General features: G+C 70.8%; 13 protein-coding genes. All 13 read left to right on the top strand.

What is annotated here, in order from left to right; genetic code table 11:
* Positions 1 to 14: 14 nt before the first annotated feature.
* Positions 15 to 1,616, top strand: a complete 1,602-nt coding sequence (locus tag ACLII4_RS02090) for an alkaline phosphatase family protein (RefSeq protein WP_412069240.1) — start codon at positions 15 to 17, stop codon at positions 1,614 to 1,616.
* Between the two features lie 11 nt (positions 1,617 to 1,627).
* Complete coding sequence (locus ACLII4_RS02085) at positions 1,628 to 2,644, top strand: NAD-dependent epimerase/dehydratase family protein (RefSeq protein ID WP_412069239.1); 1,017 nt, start codon at positions 1,628 to 1,630, stop codon at positions 2,642 to 2,644.
* Positions 2,645 to 2,646: 2 nt separating this feature from the next.
* Positions 2,647 to 3,846: a glycosyltransferase family 4 protein gene (locus ACLII4_RS02080; protein ID WP_412069238.1), complete on the top strand. Its 1,200-nt coding sequence runs from the start codon at positions 2,647 to 2,649 to the stop codon at positions 3,844 to 3,846.
* Complete coding sequence (locus tag ACLII4_RS02075) at positions 3,839 to 5,350, top strand: alkaline phosphatase family protein (protein ID WP_412069237.1); 1,512 nt, start codon at positions 3,839 to 3,841, stop codon at positions 5,348 to 5,350. Before ACLII4_RS02080 ends, ACLII4_RS02075 begins: the two co-directional genes overlap by 8 nt.
* A gap of 5 nt (positions 5,351 to 5,355) precedes the next feature.
* Positions 5,356 to 6,342, top strand: a complete 987-nt coding sequence (locus tag ACLII4_RS02070; RefSeq protein WP_412069236.1) for a hypothetical protein — start codon at positions 5,356 to 5,358, stop codon at positions 6,340 to 6,342.
* The gene (locus tag ACLII4_RS02065) at positions 6,339 to 7,322 is read left to right on the top strand and encodes an NAD-dependent epimerase/dehydratase family protein (RefSeq protein WP_412069235.1); all 984 of its coding nucleotides are present in this window, start codon (positions 6,339 to 6,341) and stop codon (positions 7,320 to 7,322) included. The genes ACLII4_RS02070 and ACLII4_RS02065 overlap by 4 nt, the downstream gene beginning before the upstream one ends.
* Before the next feature lie 4 nt (positions 7,323 to 7,326).
* Complete coding sequence (locus ACLII4_RS02060) at positions 7,327 to 7,578, top strand: hypothetical protein (protein WP_412069234.1); 252 nt, start codon at positions 7,327 to 7,329, stop codon at positions 7,576 to 7,578.
* A gap of 23 nt (positions 7,579 to 7,601) precedes the next feature.
* Positions 7,602 to 9,134 (top strand): lipopolysaccharide biosynthesis protein, encoded by a 1,533-nt coding sequence (locus ACLII4_RS02055; RefSeq protein ID WP_412069233.1) that lies wholly within the window; start codon positions 7,602 to 7,604, stop codon positions 9,132 to 9,134.
* Positions 9,131 to 10,003: a glycosyltransferase gene (locus ACLII4_RS02050; RefSeq protein ID WP_412069232.1), complete on the top strand. Its 873-nt coding sequence runs from the start codon at positions 9,131 to 9,133 to the stop codon at positions 10,001 to 10,003. The genes ACLII4_RS02055 and ACLII4_RS02050 overlap by 4 nt, the downstream gene beginning before the upstream one ends.
* A complete protein-coding gene (locus tag ACLII4_RS02045; RefSeq protein WP_412069231.1) occupies positions 10,003 to 11,562 on the top strand; it encodes a glycosyltransferase family 39 protein in 1,560 nt (519 codons plus the stop codon). The genes ACLII4_RS02050 and ACLII4_RS02045 overlap by 1 nt, the downstream gene beginning before the upstream one ends.
* 71 nt (positions 11,563 to 11,633) lie before the next feature.
* Complete coding sequence (gene metK, locus ACLII4_RS02040) at positions 11,634 to 12,854, top strand: methionine adenosyltransferase (protein WP_412069230.1); 1,221 nt, start codon at positions 11,634 to 11,636, stop codon at positions 12,852 to 12,854.
* 268 nt (positions 12,855 to 13,122) lie between these two features.
* The gene (locus ACLII4_RS02035) at positions 13,123 to 14,418 is read left to right on the top strand and encodes an adenosylhomocysteinase (RefSeq protein ID WP_412069229.1); all 1,296 of its coding nucleotides are present in this window, start codon (positions 13,123 to 13,125) and stop codon (positions 14,416 to 14,418) included.
* Positions 14,419 to 14,683: 265 nt separating this feature from the next.
* Complete coding sequence (locus ACLII4_RS02030; protein WP_412069228.1) at positions 14,684 to 15,718, top strand: hypothetical protein; 1,035 nt, start codon at positions 14,684 to 14,686, stop codon at positions 15,716 to 15,718.

The raw sequence follows: 15,718 nt of genomic DNA, 5'->3' as shown, positions 1-15,718 counted from the left end.
TCTCTGTGCTCGCCATGAACGATTCTGACCACGCCCCCCTCGTCCTCCTCGGGCTCGACGCCTGCGATGTCGACCTGATGCAGCGGTGGGCGGACGACGGCCGGATGCCCTTCCTCAAATCGCTGTTGGAGACGGGCGCGTTCGTCCGCCTCGACTCGACCCGCCGCCTTTTCGGCGACTCGCCGTGGCCGACGGCCAACACGGGGACGACGCCGGCGAAGCACGCCTTCTACAACCACCTCCAGCTCCAGCGCGGCACGACATGGATCGAACGCGTGGACGCCCATCACTGCCGCGTCCTTCCGTTCTGGTCGTACCTGCGCGGGACCGGCGTCAAACTGGGAGCGCTCGACGTGCCGAAGACCTTCCCCATCGACGGCGTCGACGGCGTACAGATCTGTGCGTGGGGCGAGCACTACCAGCTGCTCAAGACCGCTGCGTCGGAGCCCCCTTCCGCTGTGGACGACATCGAACGCCGTTTCGGGCCGTACCCGCACCCTCCCGAAGTCACGGTGACTCGGTCGCACCGGCAGGAGCGAGGCATCTACGACACGCTCTCGGCGAACCTGGAGAAGAAGCGCCAGGCCACCGAGTACCTGCTCGGCCTCGACGACTGGGACCTCTTTATCTCGGTGTTCTCCGAGATCCACTACGCCGGGCACCAGTTCTACCATCACTGCCACCCCGGGCACTGGGCGCACAACCCGTCCACGCCGGACGACCTGAAGGACGCGCTCCCACGGATTCACAGCGAGCTCGACGCGGCGCTCGCGAGCGTCTTCGAGCACCTACCCGAGAACACCACGTATCTCGTGTTCTCGGTCCACGGGTTGGAGACGAACGTTTCTGCAAACCACCTCCTGCACGACATCTTGGAGAAGCTGGGGTATCTCCTCCCGGCTCAGCACCCGGCCCCCGAGGACCTGCTGGGCCGTGTGTTGCAGCAGACCCGCAAGCTCCGCGAGTTCATCCCCGACGCTGCCCGCCGGTTCATCAACACGCACCTCGTGTCGGAGGCCGCGCACGACCGTGCGCACGCCAGTGCTTTCAGCCACGGCATCGACTGGGACCAGACGCGAGCCTTTCCCTTAGAAGGCGACCACTTCCAGGGGTTCGTCAGCGCCAACCTGAAGGGGCGCGAGCCGCACGGCACGGTCGAGAAGGGAGCGGACCTGGACGCGCTCCTGGACGAGATCCGCGTCGAGTTGAAGCAGCTCGTGAACGTGGAGACCGGCGAGCCGGCCGTCCACGATGTCGTGCGGATTTCGGACGTGTACCCGGGGCCGAGCGCGGAGGAGCTCCCGGACCTCGTCGTGCAGTGGGCCGGCGAAGGCCCCATCAGGGCCGTTCGGCACCCTCGGGTCGGGACGGTCTCGATGGAGGGCTTCGCGTTGCGACAGACGCAGCACGCGCCCGACGGCTTCCTGATCGCTGGGGGCCCTCGGATCCGGGCCGAGGCCGAGCTGGATCGAGCCAGCACGCTCGACCTCGCGCCGACGATTCTGCACCTGCTGGGGCAACCGGTCCCCGACGATCTGGACGGACAGGTGCTCTCCGACCTACTGGCACCTCAAGGGGAGAGCCCGTTGGCGGACGTCTCACCCACCCACACGTAGCCCGCAGCGACATGGACGCTCTGGTCACCGGCGCCACCGGGTTCATCGGCAGCCATCTCGTCGAGCACCTCGTCGAGCGGGGCCACCAGGTGCGCGCGCTGGCGCTGCCGGGCGATGACGTGTCGTGGCTCGACGCGCTTGGCGTCGAGGTCGCGCGCGGCGACATCCGGCAGGCCGATGCCGTGCAGCGTGCGGTGGCCGGGTGCCGACACGTCTACCACCTCGCCGGCCGGACCGCCAGCCAGGGCGGCTCGCGTGGGCTGTTCGAGGCCATCAACGTGGGCGGAACGCGGAACGTGGCGCAGGCGGCCCTCGACGCGGGCGTGGAGCGGATGGTGCAGTGCAGCACCGGCGGCGTCTACGGTTTCGTGACGACCGGGAGGATCGACGAACGCCGACCGCTGCGGCCGAACTCGCCCTATCGCTCGACCAAGGCTGCGGCTGAAGCGCTCGTCCAGGCGTACCGCCAGCGGCACGGGCTGCCCGTCGTCACGGCGCGGTTCGCGTCCGTCATCGGCGCTCGGGCAACCGACTGGCGGGGGCTGTTCGGCGCTGTCGAGCGGGGAGGGTTTCAGGTCATCGGGCCGGGCGAGAACGTCCTCCCGCTCTGCCCGGTCGGCGATCTGGTCACGGGGCTCCGCCTGTGTGCGGAGACGCCGGGCGTGGAGGGCGAGACGTTCCTGCTCGCGGGGCGCGAGCCGATCACGCTCCGCCGCTTCCTCGCTGCTATCGCCGAGGCGCTCGGGGTCGCGCCGCCGGTGGCGCACCGGCCCGCCGCTCCGTTCCGCCTGTACTGCTCGCTCGCCTCGGCGGTCTACCAGGCTACCGGGCGTGAGATGCCGCGCGCGCACGGGTACGCGCTCTTCCTGGCCAGCGGTCGCTACGACCTTTCCAAGGCGCGGCAGGTGCTCGGGTACCGCCCCGAGACGCCTCTCGCCGACGCGATTCAGGAGGCGGTCGGCTGGTACCGCCGCGCGCCGGGCCCCTCACTCGTCGTGCCCTCGGACCCGGTCGAGGCGCCCGTCTAGCCGTGCGTGTACTCCTCGTCAATGACTATGGAACGCCGACCGGCGGCGCGGAAGCGTTTATGCTGACGCTGCGACGCCAGCTGTGCGCGCTCGGCCACGACGCCCGCCTGTTCAGCACCACGGCCCGGCCTCTCGACGTCCCGATCGAGGCGGACGACACGTGTGTCGGCACGACCTCGCCGTTCCGGACGCTCCTGCAGTGCGCGAATCCATGGGCGGCGCGCAGCCTGCGAACCGTCCTCGATGAGTTCCGACCGGACGTGGTCCACGTCAAGCTCTTCCTGACACAGCTCTCGCCCCTCATCCTGCCGGTCCTCCGCGACGTGCCGGCGATCTACAGCGTGGCCGATTACCGACCCATCTGCCCGACGAGCACGCGGCAGCTCCCCAGCGGACGGGCGTGTCACGAGGCCGTCGGCCCGGCGTGCTATCGGGAGGGGTGCCTGCCGCTCCGTGACTGGCTGCCCGTGATGGCGCAGATGCGTCTGTGGGCCGAGTGGCGCGGGGCCTTCGACCGGATCACCGTCGCCAGCGACTGGATGCGCCAGCGGCTCGCGGCCAGCGGGCTGGCGGCCGACCTCGTCGTCCCGAACGGGGTCCCTCGTCGTCCGCAGCGACCGCCCCTCAGCGGCCCGCCGACGGTTGGGTTTGCCGGGCGCCTGGTGTCGACAAAGGGTGTGGACGTGCTTCTCGATGCCTTTGCCCGCGTGCGCCGCACAATCCCGGACGCTCGCCTCCTGATCGCTGGAGACGGCCCCGAGCGGGGCGCGCTCGAACGCCGCGCGACGGCCTTGGGAGTCGCCGACGCGGTGGCGTGGACCGGACACGTCGAGCGCGGGGCGCTGGAGGAGGTGCTCGCGCCGGCGTGGGTACAGGCCGCTCCCTCGACCTGGGCCGAGCCGTTCGGGCTGGTCGCCGCCGAGGCAATGATGCGGGGGACGGCGGCCGTCGTCAGCCGGTCGGGCGGGCTGGCGGAGATCGTCGACGACGGCGAGACCGGGTACACGGTCCTGCCGAGCGACGCCGACGCCCTCGCGACGGCCCTCGTCAGCGTGCTCGGCGACCGCCAGCGCGCCGAGCGCATGGGGTCCGCGGGCCGCGTGCGTGCGGAGCGACTCTACACCGATGCGATCTGCGTCGACCGTTTCCTCGATCTCTACCGCGAGGTCCAGGCCGCGCCCCGGGTCGCCGCTCATGACTGACACGCCCCTCGTCGTCCTCTGCATCGACGCCGCCGACCCGGACTTGCTCGTCCAGTGGGCCGCGGAGGGGCATCTTCCGTCCCTCCACCGCGCGATGGAGCGCGGCTGGTGGGGCCGGGTCGGCGGGCCGGAGCTCAACATCGAGCACGGCGCCTGGGTGTCGCTGTTGAGCGGCATCTCGCGGGCCCAACACGGCTACCACTACTTCCGCCAGCTCCAGACCGGGAGCTACGACCTTCGACTCGTCGCGGGCCACGAGATCGACGCGCCCCCGTTCTGGGCGCACCTCGCCGACGGCGCCCGGATCGCCGTCGTGGACGTCCCGGACATCCGGCCGATTCCAGGACTCCGGGGCGTCCAGCTTTCGGACTGGGCCGTCCACAACCCGGAGGCCGAGCCGTCGGCACTGCCGGCCTCGGTGTTGACGGACGCAGAGCGCGTGTTCGGCCCTCACGACCCCATCGAGGAGCGCCTGCGGAGCACCGAGGCGGAGGACCGGGCCATCTACGAGCGCTTGCTCGCCCGCGTCCCACGCAAGGGCGCCCTCGTTCGTCACCTGATCCGGGGCGGTGACTGCGACCTCGTCGTGGCGGGGTTCGGCGAGGCCCACACCGGCGGGCACCAGCTCTGGACGTACCGACCCGGCAACCCGTTCGGTGTCGCCGATGGGCCCCTGACGCACGCGACCCGAACCCTCTACCAAGCCATCGACTGCGAGTTGGGCCGGTTGGTGGAGAGCGTCGGGGAGGCCAACGTCGTCGTGCTCTCGTCGGTCGGGATGCGGGATCAGTTCCCGATGACCGGCATCAGCGAGGCGTTCTTCCGCGAGCTGGGCTATCAAGCGTCTCCGCCGCCGTCGTCGGGGAGGTCGTGGCGACCCCTGGACCTGGCGAGACGATGGCTTCCCGAGTCCCTCCGGATCGCGCTCAGCCGCCGCCTCCCGCGCGAGCGTCGCGAGGCCCTGCTTGCCGACCAGTACCGAACCGGCACCGACTGGGCACGCACCACGGCCTTCTCGGTCCCCTCGGCGTACGCCACGTTCGCGCGCATCAATTTGCAGGGCCGAGAGCCAGAGGGGACCGTCGCTCCAGAGGAGTACGGGGCTCTCCTCGATCGCATCGAGGCGGACTTCCTGAAACTCGTCGATCCGGAGACGGGCGAGCGGGTCGTCGAATGCGTCGAGCGAACGCGCGACGTCTTCGGGCCGGACGCGTCGGACGACCTGCCGGACCTGTTCGTCCACTGGCGCCCGATCCCCCGTTTTCTGCGCCGCGTGAGCCACCCTCGCGCCGAGTTGGTGCAGGACGAGCCGGAGTTCTTCCGCGAGAGCGACCACACCCGGTGGGGCTTCATGGCCGCCGCCGGCCCGGCGTTCGACGCACGGGGGGCCGTCGGCGAGATCGACGCTCTCGATGTGGCGCCGACGCTGTGGGCGGCGCTCGGCCGGGCACCGCTCCCGGCGTTCGTTGGCGCTCCCCGGCACCTTGCCCCACTGCTCGACTGACTCGTATGCCTCCTGACATCTCCATCGTCGTCGTGACCCCAACGGACTTCGGCCAGATCCGCGAGACGATCCAGCACCTTCTCGACCAGACGGTCCATGACCAGATGGAGCTCATCGTCGTGGCCGAGTCGCGCGAGGCGCTCGGGCCGGACACGGCCGAGCTCGATGGCTTCCCCACCCACCAGGTCGTAGAAGCCGGGCCGATCGTGCACCGGGGGCAGGCGGCAGCCAAGGGGGTCCGGGTAGCGCAGGCGCCCATCGTCGCGATGGTCGAGGAGCACGCGTACCCGGAGCCCGGTTATGCCGAAGCCCTTCTCTCCGCTCACGAGGGCCCGTGGGCGGGCGTCTCGCCGGTGATCCGCAATGCCAACCCGGAGTCGGCGGTGAGTTGGAGCAACTACTACCCCGCCTACCTCGCCCTGACGGAGCCCGTCGAGGCGGGCGAGGTCGACAACGTCGCGTGGCACAACACGGCGTACAAGCGCGACCGGCTCCTGGCGTTCGGCGATCGGCTCGGGGCGCTCCTCGACTTTGAGGGCGACCTGCTGACCGAACTGCGTGCCCAGGGCCATCGCCTCTATCTGGAGCCCCGTGCTCAGGTCCGGCACATGAACATCGAGAAGCTCTGGGCGGCGACCCACCTGCTGTACCTGCAAGGGCGCCTGACGGCGGCCTCCCGCGTAGAGGGAGAGGGGTGGCCGCTCTGGCGCCGGCTGCTATACGTGGCGGGTTCACCACTGACGCCGCTGATGTACCTGCCGAACCTCTGGCGCGGCTTTCGGCGGACGAAGCAGCCCGTCGGGCGTGTGCTGCGCGCTCTCCCATCGCTGAGCGTTAGCCTCGGCGCGGTGGCGGTCGGTGAGGTGGTCGGGCTGCTCCGCGGCGCCACAGGCGCGAAGCATCGCATGGAGGCGTACGAGCTAAACCGCGACCACTATCTCTCACGCCGGACGCTAGCCCAGAAGCGTTCCTCCTCGCCCCCACGAGTATGACTGCCCTCGTCACCGGAGCCACCGGCCAAATCGGCCGTGTGCTCGTGGACCGCCTCGTGGAAGAGGGCATGCACGTCCGCGCGATCGTTCGGCCGTCTAGCGATACGGCTCATCTTGCGGGGCTCGGCGTCGAGACGGTCGTGTGCCGCCTCGACGACCCGGGTGCGCTTGCGGAGGCCGCTCGCGGATGCGACGTGGTGTACCACCTCGCCGTAGCGCGCGGGCGGCCTCCTGAGACGGCCACGACGTCGCGGCGGGTCAACATTGACGCCACGGAAGCTCTCGCCCAGGCGGCCTCGTCGGCAGGGGTCGGCCGCTTCGTGTTCGCTAGCACTGTGGGCGTCTACGGCCTGACAAGGGGCGGCGTCGTGGACGAGAGCCGCCCGCTCCGCCCCAACTCGCCGTATCGACAGAGCAAGGCCGAAGGCGAGGCCGCGCTTCGCCGCGTCGAAGCGGAGACCGGCCTGCCGGTCGTCATCGCGCGCATCTCGAAGACGGTCGGGCCGACCGCCGTCCGGACGGCTGGACTGTACCAGGTGATCGCGGGCCGAGCCTTTCGGCTCGTAGGCGGCGGGGCGAACCGAATCACGCCGGCCCATACTCGCGACATCGCCGATGGCCTCGTCCGGTGCGCGAACACACCGGCGGCGGCCGGCGAGACCTACGTCCTGGCTGGGTCTGACGCCATCACGTGGCGGTCGTATGTGGACCTTATCGCGGCGTCGGTGGGCGTGCCGCCGCCGCCAGCGGGGGTCCCGGCCACTCTCCACCGTGCGTACCTGCGCGCAGACGCACTGCTCTTCCGGGCCACCGGCCACACCTTGCCACGCGCCCACGAGCGCGAGATGTTCGTGATGGACCGGGTGTGTTCCATTGACAAGGCGCGTCGTGAGTTGGGCTACGCACCGGCACAGCCCATGGAGGTGGCGGTACAGCAGATGGCCGAGGCATTCCGAGCGCGCGGCCTGATCGACGCCTAGCCCCATGGCCCGACCCATTCCGACGCACCCCGTCCTCCGTGCCCTCGGCGTGGCGCGCATCTCGCTCTCGGCGACGGCAGCGAGCCACCGCGAGCGAGACCTGTTCGCGGGCGCCCGTACCTACGTCTCGTTCATCGACCACGACTCGCCTCACGCGAGTCGCCACCAGGTGACCTGGCGTGAAGGCCCGTACCGGCGCGTGGACGCGCTGAGGGCTCGGCCGACCTTTCTGGAGGGGGCCACCGTCGACGCATGATCTCGGACCCCTCACCCCAATCCATGCGCTCGCCGTCCGACGGTGCGCTTTCCGACCCGCCCAGCGTGGTCGGGGGGCGGGACGGTGTGGGGCAGCGGTCGATCCGCTCCGGGTTCGCGCGGTTCGGAGAGCAAGGGAGCGTACTTCTCCTCAGCATCGGGTCGACGGCCGCGCTGGCTCGGCTGCTCACACCGGAGGACTTCGGGCTGATCGCGATGGTGAGCGTTCTCGCGTCGGTCGTCTACAGCGTCAGGCATTTCGGGCTGCCGATGGCACTCGTCCACAGCAACGAGATCCGGCCCGAGGCCGCAGCGGCAACGTTCTGGGCGACCGTCGCGTTGGGAGGGGGGATCTGTCTGCTGATGGCTGCGGGAGGGCCACTTCTCGCGTGGTTCTTCGGCGAGCCTCGGCTGGTCGGGCTGACGGCGGCGACGGCGGTCGGGTTGTTCGTGCTCGCGCTCGGCGCGCCGCACGAGGCCGTGTTGATGCGCGAGATGCGGTTTGGGGTGCTCTCGGTCATCTCGGTCGGTGCCGTGGCGGTGGGCATGGCGGCGGGGGTGGCGGCGGCATGGAGCGGCGCAGGGGTCTGGGCCCTCATCGTCCAGCTCCTCGTGACGGAATCCGGGAAGACGGTGCTCTACTGGGCGGCCTCGGGGTGGCGGCCGTCGTGGCAGCCGAGGACGTGGCGGCACTCAGGGCTCCGGGCCATCGCCGGGTACAGCGCGCCGTACGCGGGCTTCGGGGTCCTGGAGCACGTCGGGCGGCGTCTCGACCGCATCCTGATCGGCTACGTCGGCGGCGCGAGCGTGCTCGGTCTGTATCAGAATGCATACCGGTGGTCCCTCTTCCCGCTTCAGCAGGTGTTTGCCCCCCTCAGTGGCGTGGCGGTCTCGGGACTGAGCCGTGTGCAGGGCGAGGCGGCTGTGTTCCGAGGGTATGTCCAGCGCAGCATGTTGCCGGTGCTGGCCCTCGTGCTCCCCACGCTGGCGTTCGTCGTCGTCGCGGCCGACCCGATCGTCCGGGTGCTGCTGGGGAGCCAGTGGCTCGCGGCGACCCCTCTACTGCGGTGGTTGGCGGCGGCGGCGTTCCTGCGCTGCTTCTCGAAGGTGGCCCAGTGGCTGTTCCTGGCGGAGGGGCGGACGCGCCAGCAGTTCCGCTGGGGCCTCGTGTCGACCCCCGTGATGGTCGTCGCCGTCGTGATCGGCGTGCAGTGGGGGGTGTACGGCGTAGCGGTCGGGTTCTTTGTGGGGACCGCCGTCCTCGCGGTTCCCGAGCTGGCGGTCGCGCTTCATGGATCGGTGGTCCAGGCGCGGGACCTGGTCTCGGCGGCGTGGCGGCCGGTCCTCGGCGCCGTGTTGGCGGGGCTGGCTGAGTGGGCGGCGGCCGGCCGGTATCCTGGGGGAGCGATCCTGGAGCTGTGCGCTGGCGCGGCCGTGTTCACATCCGTCTACGTGGCCGTCTGGCTGGGGCTGCCCGGCGGCCGAGCGTCCATCCGGCAGGTGTTCGCGCTTCTGCGGGCTCTGCGGCCCGCTCCGGTCGCCCCGGCCTCGCCATGAGTGCGCCCTCCGTTAGCATCATCGTCCCGACGTACGACCGGCCCGCCCGGCTGGCGGCGTGCCTGGCGGCGCTGGCCCGGCAGGAGCCGCCAGGGGGGGGCCTGGAGGTGATCGTCGTCGACGATGGGAGCCCGTCGCCTGCGGCTGTCGTCGCGGCCCCGTTCGAGCGCCAGCTGAACCTCCGCCTCCTCCGCCAGCCGAACGCGGGGCCCGCGGCGGCGCGCAACGCCGGGGCCGCCTGGGCAGCGGGCGCGCTCCTCGTGTTCACCGACGACGACTGCCAGCCGGAGCCGGGATGGGCACGGACCCTCGCCGACGCCCACGCCCTCGCGCCGGACCACCTTTTGGGGGGGCGTACCCTCAACGCGCTTCCGGACAACGCCTTCTCGTCGGCCAGCCAACTCCTCATCGACTACCTCTACGAGTACTTCGGGCCGGAGAGCGGGCGTGTCCCGCTCGTCGCCTCGAACAACCTCGCGCTCCCGGCCGATGCGTTCCGAGCCCTCGGCGGGTTCGACGAGACGTTCCCGCTCGCCGCGGGCGAGGACCGGGACCTCTGCGCACGCTGGCACGAGGCGGGGCGTCCCTTCGGGCACGTGCCGGACGCGGTCGTTCTCCACGCGCACGCGCTCGGACTGCGGTCGTTCTGGCGCCAGCACGTCGGCTACGGCCGGGGCGCCCGGTACTATCACCATCTACGCCCCGACTCGGCCGGGCCCGACCCCGAGCCGCTCGCCTTCTACACGGACCTCGTTCGCTATCCGCTTCGCCACGCCGCCGGCGCGCGCGCGTGGCGACTCGTCGCGCTGATGGCGGTGTCTCAGGTCGCGAACGCCCTCGGGTACGCGACGACGACCCGCCCCTCCTGATGCCGAGCCCTCGATCTCGTCAAGCGCCCTTCGCTCGCCTGTGGTCGGCTCGCCGAGAGTTCCACGTCGTGGTCGGCGCGCTGCTGGTGGTGGCGTTCGGCGTCCATCTGCTCACCTTTCAGCCGGGGACGTGGTGGGGAGACTCGTTCCAGTACCTCCTCCACGCGGAGAGCCTGATCTCCGGGCGGCCATACGCGGACACCGGGTACATCCCAAGCCCCTACAGCTTCCTCGCGCCGGCGGCGTATCCCGTTGGCTACCCGCTGCTCATCGCTCCGGTCCTCGCCGTGTTCGGGCCGAGCCCGCAGGCGCTGGGCGTGGTCGCGTCGGTGTGTCTGCTTGGGACGGCGTGGCTCGCCGCCACGATGGCGCGGGCGTGGGTGCCCGACCCGTTCGCGGTGGCGGTCGCGGGGGGAGTCGCCTTCCAGCCCGGCCTCCTCGCGAGCACCGGCCCGCCGCTCTCGGACCTCCCGTTCATGTTCTTCGTCGTGCTCAGCCTGTTGGCGGCCGATCGGGCTTCGCGACAGCGGGACCGGTGGGGCCGATGGGCCGTCCTCGCCGGTCTCGCGGTCGGGGCCGCGGTGGCGACGCGCACGCTGGGTGTGGTCCTCGTCCCCGCTCTCCTCCTGCCAGGGGTGATCCGTTCCCGGCGGTTCGAGCGGTGGGCGCTCGTGGCGATGGGGATCGGGCTGGTCCTCGTGGTCGGGGTGGCGTCGGTCGACCTCGGGGCCCCCGCGAGTCCCGGCGTCGGTGATCGCGCCAGATCGGAGCAAGGGGCCGACGCAGGTAGGGGCGCCGATCCAGGCTATGGGGCGCTCGTGCGAGACAACCTGTTGGGGCGGCTCTCCCAGATCCCGACGCGCATTCCAGCCCAGGTCACGAACTACGCGCGGGCCAGTTACCCCCTCTGGGAGGTCCCAGGCGCAAGCGGGCTCAAGAATCTGCTGTCCCTCCTCGCCCTCGTACCCGTCGGGATTGGCGTGGCACACTGCGCAAGGCGCCGGTTCGGAGCGACCGAGGCGTTCGCAGTCCTGTACGTGATGGCGCTGCTGCCGTGGTCGTTCTCGGGGGTCCGGTATCTCTTCCCGGTCTACCCGCTGTACTACCTCTACCTCGTCGTCGGCGTGTGGTGGATCGGCCGCGACAACCGGAGCCGACAACGGGTCGTGGTGGCTGCGCTGGCGGTCGCCGTGGGCGTGTCCTACGGCGGCCGGTTCATGGAGCGGGCCGTCGAGCCGGTGGAGCCGATCACGCCGACCGACGAAGAGGCGTTGTACGATTTTATCCGAGAGACAACGCCCGACGGCGCCGTGATGCTCACCACGCAGGACGCCCGGATCCCAGCGTACTACACTCGCCGAGCGGTCTCGCTGGGGCCCAAGGAGGTCGGCGAGTGGACCGTCTACGCGGACCGTCTGGGGGCGTCGTACGCGCTCGTCCAGGACCAGAGCGAGGTGGCGCCGGCGCTCCGCCGCGACCCTCGGCACCGGCTCGTCCGTCGCAGTCGGCATCTCGCGTTCTACCGCGTCTGCCCGTCGGCGTGCGAGGCCAGCGAGTAGGAGCGGTCGGCATCTCCCTCGGCGTCTCGGCTGGGTTCTATCTTCCGGCCTTCCCGACGATCCCATCGTTCATGCCCACGCTGTTTACGTCTGAATCGGTCTCCGAAGGCCACCCCGACAAGGTCTCGGACCAGATCTCCGACGCGCTCTTGGACGCCTTCTTGGCGGGCGACCCCGCCAGCCGGTGTGCCATCGAGACGCTGTGCACGACGGGCTTGGTGGTGGTCTCGGGCGAGGTCACGAGCGACACCTACGTCGATGTGCAGGAGGTCGTCCGCCGGACCATCGAGGAGATCGGCTACACCGACCCCACGCTGCAGTTCGACGCCCGGAGCTGCGGCGTGCTCGTCTCCATCCACGAGCAGGCGGCCGACATCGCGCAGGGCGTCGACGACGACCGCGGCCTCCACGCCGACCAGGGCGCGGGCGATCAGGGCATGATGTTCGGCTACGCCACGCGCGAGGATGAGGACACGCTCATGCCGCTGGCGCTGATGCTGTCGCATCGGCTCGTCAAGCGGCTCGCGGACGTCCGCAAGGCTGGCGAGCACATGACGTACCTCCGGCCGGACGCGAAGAGCCAGGTCACCATCGAGTACGCGGCCGACGGCCGGACGCCGGCGCGTGTCCACACGGTCGTGCTCTCGACCCAGCACGAGGACATCCATCCCGACGACGACGCGGCGGCGCTGGCTCAGATCCAGGCCGACGTCCGGGAGCACATCCTCCCGGCCGTCCTCCCGGCCGACCTCGTCGACGACGCGCTCATCCTGCACGTCAACCCGACGGGCCGGTTCGTAATCGGCGGGCCCCACGGCGACACCGGCCTGACCGGCCGCAAGATCATCGTCGACACGTACGGCGGGAAGGGCGCGCACGGCGGCGGCGCGTTCTCGGGCAAAGACCCCTCGAAGGTGGACCGGAGCGCGGCGTATGCGACGCGTCACGTGGCCAAAAACTTGGTGGCCGCCGGGTTGTGCGACGAGGCGCTCGTCCAAGTGGCGTATGCGATCGGCGTGGCGCAGCCCGTCTCGATCCGCGTCGAAACGAACGGCACGGTGCGCGACGGGATGACCGACGCCCAACTGGCCGACCTCGTCACGGAGCACGTCGACCTCCGGCCCCGCGCCATTATCGAGCGGTTCGGCCTGATCTCGGGCGACGCGTCCGTCCGCCCCCGCTACCGCGACACCGCGGCGTACGGGCACTTCGGCCGCGACGCGTTCCCGTGGGAGCGGACGGACCTCGCCGACGCGCTCACCGCGGCGGCGAGGTCCGCCGCGGCCGTCTGACACGCGCGCGGCCGGCCCCCGAGCAAGCCGTCCGCGCCGAGAACTTCTCGTCGCCCCGGCCCAGCTAGCGGACCACTGAGACCGTCCGGGTTCGGCGCGGGGGATGCGAGCGTCAGCGTGCTCGTCGCGGCCAGGCGGCAGGCCCCCTGCACACCGCGTGAGCGTCGACTTTGCATAGACCTAGCGGACGACGGGGCACCCCGTACCCTAGATTTCAGTTCCCATTGAAACCCGCGCCGGGCTCGCCGGCCCACCTCCCCCTGCTGCTATGGATCACAAGGAAGGACAGTACAAGGTCGCCGACCTCGCGCTCGCGCCTGAGGGCCGGATGCGCATCGAGTGGGCCGAGAGCCGGATGCCGGTGCTCATGAAGCTCCGTGAGGAGTACAGCCAGTCGAAGCCGTTCGCCGGCTACAAGATCACGGGCTGCCTGCACGTCACCAAGGAGACCGCCGTGCTCTGTGAGACGCTCAAGGCGTGCGGCGCCGAAGTGGCCTGGAGCGGCTGCAACCCGCTCTCGACCAACGACTCCGTCGCCGCCGCGCTCGCGATGGGCCCGAACGGCGACGAGGACGGCATCGAGATCTACGCCTGGTACGGCCAGGACACCGAGGGCTTCTACTGGTCCATCGACCGGTCCATCGACAAGACGCCCGACACGACGCTCGACGACGGGGCCGACCTCATCTTCCGCGTCCACTCCGCCTTCCCGGAGAAGCTGAAGGACATCCTCGGCGGCTCCGAGGAGACCACGACCGGCGTCCACCGCTTGCGCGCCATGGCCGCCGACGGCAAGCTGGGCTACCCCGTCTACGCCGTCAACGACGCCGAGACGAAGTGGGACTTCGACAACGTCTACGGCACGGGCCAGTCGACGCTCGACGGCATCCTGCGCGGCTCGTCGGTCTTGATCGCCGGCAAGAACTTCGTCGTCGCCGGCTACGGCCACTGCGGCCGCGGCGTCGCCATGCGGGCCAAGGGCATGGGCGCGAATGTCATCGTCACCGAGATCAAGCCGACGGCCGCCCTCAAGGCGACGCTCGACGGGATGCGCGTGATGACCATGGAGGAGGCCGCCAAGGTCGGCGACATCTTCGTGACCGCGACCGGCATGAAGGACATCATCCGCGGCGAGCACTTCGCCTCGATGAAGGAGGGCGCCATCGTCTGCAACACGGGCCACTACGACGTCGAGCTCAATCTCAAGGAGCTCGCCGAGATCTCGCAGGACACCCGGATGATCCGCGACGACAACCGCGAGTACACGCTCGACAACGGCAAGAAGGTCTACGTGCTCGCCGACGGCCGGCTCGTGAACCTGGCCGCCGCCGAGGGCCACCCCTCGGAGGTCATGGACATGAGCTTTGCCAACCAGTTCCAGGCCCACCTGGCGCTGATCCAGTCCAAGGAGGCTGGCGAGGACATGCCGAACGGCGTCCTCGACCTCCCCGAGGAACTCGACCAGCAGATCGCCCGCGTGAAGCTGGAGACCATGGGCCTCGAGATCGACACGTTGACCGAGGAGCAGGTCGTCTACGCGACCGACTACTCCGCCGGGACCTGAGCCCCCGCCTCGGCGTACATCCCGAGGCAGACCAACCCGCTGGCGGCCCGCTTCGGCCCCGCCAGCCCCCGACCGGACCCGACCACCGCCATGGTCGACCGGAAAGAGCGCCCATCCCCTTTCTCGGGGGGTGGGCGTTCGCTTGTTTTGGGGAGGAGGGATCTCTGTCGCGGCAGCCCGCTCTCGCATGGGTCGACTTCCATGGGGTCGCAACTGGACTCATAGGCGCGCGTAGGGCCGCATTGCTTCTCTTCCCCTGCGACTGATGCGTCTCGCCCTCCTCGTCGGCGTCCTCCTCACTGCCACCGCCAGCGTGGCCCAGCCGACCGACCCGCCGTCCGGAGGCGTTCTGATCGGAGCCGGGGGCGTCGGGATCGGAATCGGAGACGTGCCTCGGGTGGTTGGGGTCCGGCTCAACGTCCGCGACCGACAGCTCCGACGCGTCGTGGGAATCAACGCGACCGTCCTCAGCCCGAAGGCGCCGGCCGACAGCCTGGCGCGGGTAGCGGGTCTCGCACTGGGGCTGCCCATCACAGGGGGCGCCGTCGTGGAGGGACTCGCGCTCGCCGTCGGCGGCGTGGGCGCGACCGACCGCATCGACGGGATCGCCGTCGGCGGCCTCGGGGTCGGTGCGGGCGGAGATGTCCGGGGTGTCGCGCTTGGCGGGCTCGGCGTGGGGGCGGGCGGCAACCTCGTCGGGATCGTAGCGGGGGGGCTCGGCGTCGGGAGCGGCGACGACATGACGGGGGTGAGCCTCGGCGGCGTCGGCGTGGGGGCGGGCGGGGACCTCGTCGGGATCAGCGTCGGCGGCGTCGGCGTGGGGGCGGGTGGCGATCTCGTGGGGATCAGCGTCGGCGGCATCGGCGTCGGGATCGGAGGACGCGCGACGGGCCTGGTGGTGGGCGGCGTCGGGGCGGGCGTCGGCGGGGACCTCCTGGGAATCGCGCTGGGCGGCGTCGGAGTTGGTGTGGGGGGGCAGGCTCAGGGGCTCCTGGTGGGCGGTATCGGAGCGGGGGCGGCGTCGCTCCGAGGGGTCGCCGTGGGTGGGCTCGGCGTCGGGAGCGCGGACGCCCGGGGGCTCTTGGTCGCCGGAGGCACGGTCCACGTCCCCCGCGACGGCGTCTTGCGCGGCGTCGCCATCAGTCCGTACTCGAACGTCCGGGGCGAGATGCGCGGGCTCAGCATCGCGATCGTCAACGTGGCCGGCTCGCTCCACGGCGTCCAGATCGGCCTGCTCAACTGGGCCGGCAACAACCGCGGCTGGCGGCGGCTGCTCCCGTTCGTCAACGCCCACTTGTAG

The sequence above is a fragment of the Rubrivirga aquatilis genome (assembly GCF_046845665.1).
In the GTDB taxonomy this organism is placed as follows: domain Bacteria; phylum Bacteroidota; class Rhodothermia; order Rhodothermales; family Rubricoccaceae; genus Rubrivirga.
This window is presented reverse-complemented; position numbering and strand designations above follow the sequence as displayed.

Excerpts from the sequence above, each read along its gene's own strand:
- ACLII4_RS02060 (WP_412069234.1), top strand. The coding sequence starts at position 7,327 with ATGGCCCGACCCATTCCGACGCACCCCGTCCTCCGTGCCCTCGGCGTG.
- ACLII4_RS02065 (WP_412069235.1), top strand. The coding sequence starts at position 6,339 with ATGACTGCCCTCGTCACCGGAGCCACCGGCCAAATCGGCCGTGTGCTC.
- ACLII4_RS02090 (WP_412069240.1), top strand. The coding sequence starts at position 15 with ATGAACGATTCTGACCACGCCCCCCTCGTCCTCCTCGGGCTCGACGCC.
- ACLII4_RS02075 (WP_412069237.1), top strand. The coding sequence starts at position 3,839 with ATGACTGACACGCCCCTCGTCGTCCTCTGCATCGACGCCGCCGACCCG.
- ACLII4_RS02070 (WP_412069236.1), top strand. The coding sequence starts at position 5,356 with ATGCCTCCTGACATCTCCATCGTCGTCGTGACCCCAACGGACTTCGGC.
- ACLII4_RS02085 (WP_412069239.1), top strand. The coding sequence starts at position 1,628 with ATGGACGCTCTGGTCACCGGCGCCACCGGGTTCATCGGCAGCCATCTC.
- ACLII4_RS02055 (WP_412069233.1), top strand. The coding sequence starts at position 7,602 with ATGCGCTCGCCGTCCGACGGTGCGCTTTCCGACCCGCCCAGCGTGGTC.
- metK (WP_412069230.1), top strand. The coding sequence starts at position 11,634 with ATGCCCACGCTGTTTACGTCTGAATCGGTCTCCGAAGGCCACCCCGAC.
- ACLII4_RS02030 (WP_412069228.1), top strand. The coding sequence starts at position 14,684 with ATGCGTCTCGCCCTCCTCGTCGGCGTCCTCCTCACTGCCACCGCCAGC.
- ACLII4_RS02050 (WP_412069232.1), top strand. The coding sequence starts at position 9,131 with ATGAGTGCGCCCTCCGTTAGCATCATCGTCCCGACGTACGACCGGCCC.
- ACLII4_RS02035 (WP_412069229.1), top strand. The coding sequence starts at position 13,123 with ATGGATCACAAGGAAGGACAGTACAAGGTCGCCGACCTCGCGCTCGCG.
- ACLII4_RS02045 (WP_412069231.1), top strand. The coding sequence starts at position 10,003 with ATGCCGAGCCCTCGATCTCGTCAAGCGCCCTTCGCTCGCCTGTGGTCG.